Below are 9229 nucleotides of genomic sequence, written 5' to 3' on the forward strand. Positions count from 1 at the left end.
GTTCCGGCGCCGCCGCGCAAGCCGATGCCCGCCGCGGCACCGGTCGCCGCCGCTGCTCCCGCCGTCGCGCCGGTCGCCTCGGACGCCGCCGAATGGGGTCGCGTCACGGACGACGGCACGGTCGAGGTGCGCGAGGGAGACGACTGGCGTCCTGTCGGGCAGTACCCCGACGGCACACCGGAAGAGGCGCTGGCGTACTACGCCCGCAAGTACGACGACCTCGCCGTCAAGCTCGGCACCCTCGAGACCCGTGCGCAGAGCGGCGGCGCATCGGCATCCGATCTGACCAAGCAGGCCACGCACCTGAAGAACGAGGCGACGGACGCCGCCGCGGTCGGCGACCTGGTCTCTCTCCGTGAGCGCATCGAGACGTTCCTCGCCTCGCTCGCCGACGCTGCGTCACGCGAGTCCGCAGCCGCGAAGGAGGCGCTGGATGCCGCCATCGCCGAGCGCACCGCGATCGTCGAGAAGGCCGAGGCCATCGCCGGTCGCGATCTGTCGAAGGTGCAGTGGAAGCAGGTCACGGCAGAGATGACCGAGCTGTTCGACGCGTGGCAGGCGCACCAGCAGAACGCCCCTCGCCTGCCCAAGGGCGTGGCGCAGCAGCTCTGGAAGCGCTTCCGCGACGCGCGCACGACGGTCGACAAGGCACGCCGAGCGTTCTTCTCCGAACTCGACGACGCGCACCGCACCGCTCGTGACGCCAAGGCGCGTCTCGTCGAGCGTGCCGAGGCGCTCGCCCCCCGCGGCGTCGACGGCATCCCCGCCTATCGCGACCTGCTCGACGCGTGGAAGGCGTCGGGTCGTGCCGGCCGCAAGGCAGACGACGCCCTGTGGGCCCGGTTCAAGGCCGCCGGCGACGCGCTGTACTCGGCACGCGCCGAGCAGGCCGCCGCTGAGGAGGCCGACTCGGCTCCGCGGATCGAAGCCCGCGAGGCGCTGCTCGAAGAGGCGAAGACCGTCGCCGACGAGCCGAACCTCAAGCGCGCACGCGCCCTCCTCACTCGCATCCAGCGTCAGTGGGACGAGGTCGGCCGCATCTTCCCGCGCGAGAAGGAGCGTGCGCTCGATGACCGCATGCGCTCGATCGAGCAGGCGCTCAAGTCGCGTGAGGACGTCGACTGGAAGACGAACAACCCCGAGACGAAGGCCCGCGTGGGCGACATGAGCTCGCAGCTTCTCGAGGCCATCGAGAAGCTCGAGGCCGAGCTCGCCGCGGCAGAGAAGACCGGCGACAAGCGCGCCGTCAAGGAGGCCACCGAGGCGCTGGCCGCGCGTCGCTCCTGGCTGAGCGCGCTGGGCGGCTGATTCACGCAGCTGATCCGGCATCCGCCGTTATCCACAGTATGAGCCGCGGCGTCCTCCTCGAGGGCGTCGCGGCTCATACTGTTCAGCGTGCATCCCGCCCTGTTCTACCGTCCGGGTGACCGGCTGAGCCTCCCCGAGCTCAGCGCGGCACGCCTCGACGGCGACGTCGTCGAGGTCGGTGAGGGGTACATGCCGGCGGACACGATCGAAGGCGCGGCCGCAAGAGCCCTTAGCCTGTCGTCGCTCGTCCCGCCGGGAACGGCCGTGAGCGGGGTGAGCGCGGCCTGGGTGCACGGGGCGGGCGACGCTCCCCCGCGCGTGCATCACGTGTCGCGGATCAGCGCGAGTCGTCAGCGCCTCGGCCCGTCGACGCGCGTGATGCACCATGAGAGGCGGCTGGCAGGCACGGACATCGAGTCGATCGCCGGTCTCTGGGTTCAGACCGCGGAGGCGACGGCCGTGTCGCTGCTGCTCAGCTCGGCGCGCAGTACGGAGGACGAGATCTGGCTTCACGCGCTGGTGCGCATCTCCCCCGGCCTGGCCGACGCCGTTCGCGCTCGCGTGCTGCCGCTGGGCAGACGCCCCGGCGCGATCCACGCCAGACGGATCCTCGACGGCTGGGCGGGTCAGGATGTCGTGACGCGGTACACGTCGTAGACCGCGTCGATGCGACGGACGGCGTTGAGCACCCGGTCGAGGTGCACCGAGTCGCCCATCTCGAAGACGAACCTGCTGAGCGCGAGACGCTCGTCCGTGGTCGAGACGGTGGCCGACAGGATGTTGACGTGGTGCTCGCTGAGCACGCGTGTGACATCCGAGAGCAGGCCCGAGCGGTCGAGGGCCTCGACCTGGATCTGCACCCGGAACACGCTCTTGGTCGTCGGTGCCCATTCGACCTCGATGAAGCGCTCAGGGTCGGAGCCGAGCGCTTTGACGTTCACGCAGTCCTGACGGTGCACCGAGACGCCGCTTCCCCGCGTGACGAAGCCGACGATGGGGTCGCCGGGGACGGGTGTGCAGCACCGGGCGAGCTTGACGAGGATGTCGGACGCTCCGCGCACGAGCACACCGGAGTCGCTGGTGCGCGGCTCACGCGCAGGTGCCTGGCCCGGGAGCTGCACGGCGCCGGTGCTGGTGTCCTCATCGGCGGCGACGAGGGCCGTGACCTTCTCGAGCACCGACTGCGTCGAGACGTGACCCTCCCCGACGGCGGCGTACAGGCCGGAGACGTCCTCGTAGCGCAGCTGACGTGCGACTTCGGCGAACGACTCCTGGTTCATGAGCCGCTGCAGAGGCAGGTTCTGCTTGCGCATCGCGCGGGCGATCGACTCCTTGCCTTGCTCGATCGCCTCTTCGCGGCGCTCCTTCGTGAACCACCCGCGGATCTTGTTGCGCGCCCGCGTGCTCTTGACGAAGCTCAGCCAGTCCTGACTGGGGCCGGCGTCGGGGTTCTTCGAGGTGAACACCTCGACCACGTCGCCGCTCTTCAGCTCGGTCTCGAGCGGCACCAGCCGGCCGTTGACCTTCGCTCCCATGGTGCGGTGGCCGATCTCGGTGTGCACGGCGTATGCGAAGTCCACGGTCGTCGCGCCGGTCGGCAAGCCGATGACCCGCCCCTTCGGGGTGAAGACGTAGACCTCCTTCGCACCGATCTCGAAGCGCAGCGAGTCGAGGAACTCGCTCGGGTCGGCCGTCTCGGCCTGCCAGTCGGAGATGTGCGCGAGCCAGGCCATGTCGGCGTCGGCGGCACGGGCATCCACCTTCCCGCCGTTCATCCGCTCCTTGTACATCCAGTGCGCGGCGACGCCGAACTCCGCCTGCTGATGCATCTCGTGCGTGCGGATCTGGATCTCGACCGTGCGGCCGGACGGGCCGATGACCGTCGTGTGCAGCGACTGGTAGAGGTTGAACTTCGGGGTGGCGATGTAGTCCTTGAACCTGCCCGGCAGCGGGGTCCAGCGGGCGTGGATCGCGCCGAGAACGGCGTAGCAGTCGCGCACCGAGTTCACCAGCACGCGGATGCCGATCAGGTCGTAGATGTCGTCGAACTCGCGTCCGCGTACGACCATCTTCTGATACACCGAGTACAGCTGCTTGGGCCGGCCGACCACCTTGCCGCGGATGCGCAGCTCGCGCAGATCCTCGTTGATCGACTCGACCACGCTCTGCAGGTACTTCTCGCGCTGCGGGGTGCGCTGCGCGATGAGGCTGTTGATCTCGGCGTAGATCTTCGGGTGCAGCACCGCGAAAGAGAGGTCCTCGAGCTCGGACTTGATCGTCTGGATACCGAGGCGGTGCGCGAGCGGCGCGTAGATCTCGAGGGTCTCCTTGGCCTTGCGCGCCGACTTCTCGGGCGGCACGAAGCCCCACGTGCGGGCGTTGTGCAGGCGGTCGGCGAGCTTGATCAGCAGCACCCGGATATCTTTCGACATCGCCACGATCATCTTGCGGACCGTCTCGGCCTGCGCGCTCTCGCCGTACTTGACCTTGTCGAGCTTGGTGACGCCGTCGACGAGCATGGCGACCTCGTCGCCGAACTCGGATGTCAGCTCGGTGAGCGCGTAGCCGGTGTCCTCGACGGTGTCGTGCAGCAGAGCCGCGGCGATGGCGCGCGGCCCAAGGCCGAGCTCTGCGAGGATCTGCGCCACCGCGAGAGGGTGCGTGATGTACGGCTCGCCGCTCTGGCGGAACTGGCCCTCGTGCTTCTCCTTGGCGACCCGGTAGGCGCGCTCGATGATGGGCAGATCACCGCGCGGGTGGTTCGCACGGACGGTGCGGATGAGATTGTCGAGATCGTTGACCCTGGGTGCGCGCGAGAAGATGCGCGGCACCAGTCGGCGCAGGCTCGACACCTGCGTTGACGCCTGCGAATCCGCCATCATCTGCTCCCGTTCCCGATCAGATCATCCTACGCGCGGCCGCTGTGCCACCCGGCCGCGCGGAGGCGATCACACCGTCGCGACAGCGCGCTCGCGCGCTTCGTGCACCTTGGCGTCGTGCGCGACGATGTCGGGCTCCTTCTCGCGGAACAGCGAGTAGAGGGGCGCTGCGACGAACAGCGTCGAGTAGGTGGCGACGATGATGCCGACGAAGATCGACAGCGAGATGTCGGTGAGGGTCTCGGCGCCGAACCACAGCGAGCCGATGAACAGGATCGCGCCGACCGGCAGAGCAGCGACGACCGAGGTGTTGATCGAGCGGATCAGCGTCTGGTTCACCGCCAGGTTCACGGACTCGCCGAATGTGCGCGACGTCTGATTCACGTCTTCGGTCGTGTTCTCGCGGATCTTGTCGAAGACGACCGTGGTGTCGTACAGCGAGTACGCCAGGATCGTGAGGAATCCGATCACCGCCGCGGGCGAGATCTCGAACCCGGCGAGGGCGTACACGCCGACCGTGATCAGCAGCACGTCGAGCAGGCCGACGATAGCGGCCGCCGACATCTTCCAGGTGCGGAAGTAGATGGCCAGGATGAGGAAGGTCAGCGCGAGGAAGATCGCGAGGCCCCACAGCGACTGGCGGGTGACGTTCTCGCCCCAGGCCGGCCCGATGAACGAATCGGTGATCTCGTCGGCCTTCACGTCGTACGCGTCAGCGAGAGCCGCCTTGACGTCCTGCGTCTCGTTCGGCGTCATCTGGTCGGTCTGCACCCGCACGTCGCGGTTGTTGACCGTGACCACCTTGGCGGCCGCGTTCGGCACGACCGAGCGCACCGCGTCGGTCGCCAGACCCTGATCGGTGGACGAGGGCGCGAGCACGACGAACTGCGATCCGCCGGTGAACTCGATCGAGAACTGCACCGGGCGCAAGAGCGGCACGAGGGCCGAGCCGACGACCAGCAGGATCGCGATGATGAACCACAGGCGCCGCTTCCCGACGAACGGGAACGAGGTCTTGCCCGAGTAGAGGTTGTTGCCGAATTCATTCATGGAGAACATCAGGCGTCGGAGTCCTTTCCGGCATCCTTGGATCCTGCGAGGGCCCCAGCGCGCTTGCGTTCGGCGATGGTCTGCCGCTTCTCGGCCTCGCCGCGCGCGCCCTTGTTGCGGGCGGCACGCCCGGACGAACCGGTGCGCACGTCGCGGAACTGCGCACGACCGCGGTAGACGGCACCGAGCGCGTCGGGGTCGAGACCCGAGAGCTTGTGCCCGCCGCCGAAGAAGCGGGTGCGCGCGAGCAGCTGCATGACCGGGTGGGTGAAGATCACGAAGATGAACACGTCGATGAGCGTCGTGAGCCCCAGGGTGAACGCGAAGCCCTTCACCGTCGCGTCGGCCAGGACGTACAACACGACGGCGGCGAGGATGTTGATCGACTTCGAGATGTAGATGGTGCGCTTCGCGCGCCCCCAGCCGTCTTCCACGGCGGCGACGATCGATTTGCCGTCTCTCAGCTCGTCTCGGATTCTCTCGAAGTAGACGATGAACGAGTCGGCCGTGAATCCGATCGACACGATCAGACCCGCGACGCCCGCGAGCGAGAGCCGGAAGCCCATCCGCCAGGCGAGGATGGCGATGACGATGTAGGTGAGCACGCCCATCACGCCGATGGATGCCATGATCACCCACCCGAGCGCGCGATAGGTGATCAGCGAGTACAGCGCGACGAGCCCCAGGCCGATGAGGCCGGTGATGAGACCGATCTCCAGCTGCTGCGAGCCGAGCGTGGCCGAGATGGTGTCGGAGCTCTCGACGGTGAAGCTGAGCGGCAGCGCGCCGTAGCGCAGCTGGTCGGCGAGGGCCTTCGCGCTCTCCTGGGTGAAGTTGCCCGAGATACTCGGCTTGCCGTTGAGGATGACGGCCTGCATGGTCGGCGCGGAGAGCACCTTGCCGTCGAGCACGAACGCGAACTGGTCGCGCGGCGACTGCTGCGCGAGGCGGTTGGCGTTCAGTCGCTGGCTGACCTTGCCGAAGATCTCGGTGCCCTTGGCGTCGAAGACGAGGTTGACCGTCCAGCGGCCGCTCTGCTGCTCACGTCCGGCAGTCGCGTCGTTGATCACGGTGCCGTCGAGCTCGACCGGCCCGAGAAGGTACTTGGCGCTGCCGTTCTCCTCGCAGGCGATCAGCGGCTCGTCCTCCGGCGCATTCGCCGAGTCCTGCTTGGCGGAGCAGTCGTAGGCCTGCAGCTCGGCGATCTGCTTCTCGGTCGCCCAGCTGGGGTCGGACGCATCGGTCGGCTTCGCCGTGGGCGTCGCGTTCAGCGCGTCATCCGGGGTCGGATACGCGGTCTCCTTGCCGTCCTCGCCGACGAACGAGGTCGCAGGATCCGTCGTCAGGATCACCGGGCGCAGCTCGAGCTTGGCGCTGGCCTGGATGCGATCCCGCGTCGCCTGGTCGGCTGCACCGGGGATCTGCACGACGATGTTGCGGCCGCCCTCGGTGGTGATGTCGGCCTCGGCGACACCGGAGGCGTCGACACGCTGGCGGATGATCGCGGCTGCCTGGTTGAGCTGGTCTTCGGTGGGGGCGGCGCCGTCGGGCGACTCGGCGCCGAGGATGATCTGCGTTCCGCCCTGCAGGTCGAGTGCGAGCTCAGGAGCCCACGAGCTGGCAGGCTTCCCGGCATCCGTCTTGAAGACGTAGACGCCGAGCGCGTTGATGCCGAACAGCACTGCCGTGACGATGAGCAGGCCGAGGAGGACGCGCCACGCGTGGCGCGTCGGAGATGATGATGCCACTGAGTTCCGCTTTCGAGTGAGGTGCCGACGCGTCAGTTCTCGTCGTTGCGCTCGAGGCGCGCCTTGGTCTCTTCCGGCGTCTCGACCTGGATCGACTCGATGTCGTCGGTGCGCTCCCGAACGGGCGCGGCGTCGAGGTCCGTCACCGGCGCGTCGGTGACCACGTCATCCTCCGGAGTCTCCTCGACGAGACGGAGGATCGCCTGGCTGTGCACCTCGATGACCACGCCGGGGGCGATCTCGATCTGAGCGGGCTTGTCGAGGTCGACCGGGTCGTACGAGACGACGGTGCCGTACAGGCCGCCCTGCAGCAGCACCTTGACGCCGGGGACGGTCTTGGTGGCCTTCTCCTCCTGCTGCTCCTTCATCTGCTTCTGGCGCTTGCGGGTGTTCACGAACATGAACACGAGCATCACGCCGAGAAGACCGAAGAGGATGATTTCCATGGGGATGGGCCTTTCGAAGAGCGCACGCCGATGAGCGCACAAGGGTTCAGGGAAGCTTCAGCGATTATAGGTCATCGAACAATGCCACGCCGTCGGGGTGGCTGATGCCGAGATGCCGGTATGCCTCCGGCATCGCGATCCGCCCGCGCGGGGTGCGCCCGAGGAATCCGATGCGCACGAGGTACGGCTCGACGACGCTCTCGACGGTCTCGGCCTCCTCGCCGACCGCGACGGCGAGCGTGCTGAGTCCGACCGGCCCACCGCGGAACCGCAGCACGAGCGCCTCGAGCACGGCTCGGTCGAGCCGGTCGAGGCCGATGGCGTCGACGTCGTACAGCTCGAGCGCGGCCCGCACGTCGGAGATCGACGCCGAGGCGCCTCCGCCGTGCACCAGGGCGTAGTCGCGCACGCGGCGCAGCAGCCGGTTCGCGATGCGCGGAGTGCCGCGCGAGCGTCGTGCGATCTCGCTGAGGGCGTCATCGGGCAGCCGCACGCCGAGCACGTTCGCCGAGCGCGCGATCACCCGTTCGAGATCGTCGTCGTCGTAGAACTCGAGGTGGCCCGTGAATCCGAAGCGGTCGCGCAGCGGGTTGGGCAGCAGACCCGAGCGGGTCGTCGCGCCGACCATCGTGAAGGGCGCGAGGTCGAGCGGGATGCTCGTGGCACCGGCCCCCTTGCCGACCATGATGTCGATGCGGAAGTCCTCCATCGCGAGGTAGAGCATCTCTTCGGCGGAGCGCGCCATGCGGTGGATCTCGTCGATGAACAGCACCTCGCCAGGCGTGAGGCTCGACAGCAGTGCGGCGAGGTCGCCGGCGTGCTGGATGGCGGGGCCGCTCGACAGTCGCAGCGGCCGGCCGCTCTCGTGCGCGACGATCATCGCGAGCGTGGTCTTGCCGAGCCCGGGCGGGCCCGCGAGCAGGATGTGGTCGGCCGGGCGCTCCTGGATGCGCGCGGCTTCGAGCAGCAGCTGCAGCTGACCGCGCACCTTCGGCTGCCCGACGAACTCGTCGAGGCTGCTGGGCCGCAGCGCGCCCTCGATCGCGAGTTCCGTCTCGTCGAGCGCCTCGCCCGCGTCGCGTGAGGTGTCAGCCACGCTTGGCACCCGGTCCCATCGCGGCGAGCGTGCGGCGCAGCAGCGCCGGAACCGACTCGCGCTCGGCGTCGGTGGCATCCTCCGCCGACTGCGCGGCGGCCTCGGCAGCGATCTTCTCCGACCAGCCCAGGCCGACCAGCGCCGCAGCGACCTGATCGACGGTGGCGGTGGCGGGTGCACCGGCGGGAGCGGATGCCACGCGCGGCGTCACCTTGCCTGCCAACTGCACGACGATGAGCTTGGCGGTCTTCGGACCGATGCCGGAGACGCGCCGGAACGGAGCGTCGTCTTCAGAGGTGACGGCTTCGGCGATCTGGTCGACGGTGAGGTGCGAGAGCACGCCCAGCGCGGACTTCGGCCCGACGCCGGTGACGCTGAGCAGCTGCCCGAAGATCTCGAGCTCGTCGCGGTCGCTGAAGCCGAACAGGGTCATGGCGTCTTCGCGCACGATAAGGCTGGTGTGCAGCTGCAGCTGATCGCCGACCACCGCGGTGTGCGCCACGTCTCCGGGGACGAAGACCGAGAATCCGACCCCGCCCGTCTCGATGACGACGTGGGTCGAGTCGGCGTGCAGCACCGTGCCGCGCAGAGACGAGATCATGTCGCCAGCCTACCGAGCAGGTCGTACATCCGTTCGACCGACACGGGCGCGCACCGTTCGCGAGGGGCCGCGCGCGCCGCGCTCGGCGGCGGCCCACGCCT

The 9229-nt window shown here is 68.6% G+C and carries 8 protein-coding genes; 2 read left to right on the forward strand and 6 right to left on the reverse strand.

The window, feature by feature from the left end:
• Together RT309_RS11460 and RT309_RS11465 are read left to right on the forward strand one after the other, a co-directional pair.
• Window positions 1-1308: DUF349 domain-containing protein (locus tag RT309_RS11460; RefSeq protein ID WP_396654448.1), on the forward strand; the 1308-nt coding region annotated here is incomplete at its 5' end.
• Window positions 1309-1395: 87 nt separating this feature from the next.
• Window positions 1396-1965 carry an SAM-dependent methyltransferase gene (locus tag RT309_RS11465; protein ID WP_313357168.1) on the forward strand — a complete coding sequence of 190 codons (570 nt, stop codon included), beginning with the start codon at window positions 1396-1398 and terminating at the stop codon, window positions 1963-1965.
• Here the strand turns inward: RT309_RS11465 and RT309_RS11470 are convergent.
• The 6 genes from RT309_RS11470 to ruvA all read right to left on the reverse strand — a co-directional run bounded on the left by RT309_RS11470 (window position 1935) and on the right by ruvA (window position 9128).
• Window positions 1935-4187, reverse strand: coding sequence for a bifunctional (p)ppGpp synthetase/guanosine-3',5'-bis(diphosphate) 3'-pyrophosphohydrolase (locus RT309_RS11470; RefSeq protein WP_313357169.1), 2253 nt, complete (start codon window positions 4185-4187; stop codon window positions 1935-1937). The two genes, RT309_RS11465 and RT309_RS11470, sit on opposite strands and share 31 nt — an antisense overlap.
• A gap of 69 nt (window positions 4188-4256) precedes the next feature.
• Window positions 4257-5246 (reverse strand): protein translocase subunit SecF, encoded by a 990-nt coding sequence (secF, locus tag RT309_RS11475; RefSeq protein WP_313357170.1) that lies wholly within the window; start codon window positions 5244-5246, stop codon window positions 4257-4259.
• The gene (gene secD, locus RT309_RS11480; RefSeq protein WP_313357172.1) at window positions 5246-6985 is read right to left on the reverse strand and encodes a protein translocase subunit SecD; all 1740 of its coding nucleotides are present in this window, start codon (window positions 6983-6985) and stop codon (window positions 5246-5248) included. The genes secF and secD overlap by 1 nt, the downstream gene beginning before the upstream one ends.
• 32 nt (window positions 6986-7017) lie before the next feature.
• A complete protein-coding gene (gene yajC, locus RT309_RS11485; protein ID WP_313357174.1) occupies window positions 7018-7431 on the reverse strand; it encodes a preprotein translocase subunit YajC in 414 nt (137 codons plus the stop codon).
• 64 nt (window positions 7432-7495) lie between these two features.
• A complete protein-coding gene (ruvB, locus tag RT309_RS11490; protein WP_313357176.1) occupies window positions 7496-8527 on the reverse strand; it encodes a Holliday junction branch migration DNA helicase RuvB in 1032 nt (343 codons plus the stop codon).
• Window positions 8520-9128 carry a Holliday junction branch migration protein RuvA gene (gene ruvA, locus RT309_RS11495; protein WP_313357177.1) on the reverse strand — a complete coding sequence of 203 codons (609 nt, stop codon included), beginning with the start codon at window positions 9126-9128 and terminating at the stop codon, window positions 8520-8522. The genes ruvB and ruvA overlap by 8 nt, the downstream gene beginning before the upstream one ends.
• Between the last annotated feature and the right edge of the window lie 101 nt (window positions 9129-9229).

Source organism: Microbacterium sp., from assembly GCF_032084865.1.
GTDB lineage: Bacteria > Actinomycetota > Actinomycetes > Actinomycetales > Microbacteriaceae > Microbacterium.

Bases quoted from the DNA above. Each gene is read 5' to 3' on its own strand.
- secF (WP_313357170.1), bottom strand. From the start codon at position 5,246: ATGTTCTCCATGAATGAATTCGGCAACAACCTCTACTCGGGCAAGACC.
- ruvA (WP_313357177.1), bottom strand. From the start codon at position 9,128: ATGATCTCGTCTCTGCGCGGCACGGTGCTGCACGCCGACTCGACCCAC.
- RT309_RS11470 (WP_313357169.1), bottom strand. From the start codon at position 4,187: ATGGCGGATTCGCAGGCGTCAACGCAGGTGTCGAGCCTGCGCCGACTG.
- yajC (WP_313357174.1), bottom strand. From the start codon at position 7,431: ATGGAAATCATCCTCTTCGGTCTTCTCGGCGTGATGCTCGTGTTCATG.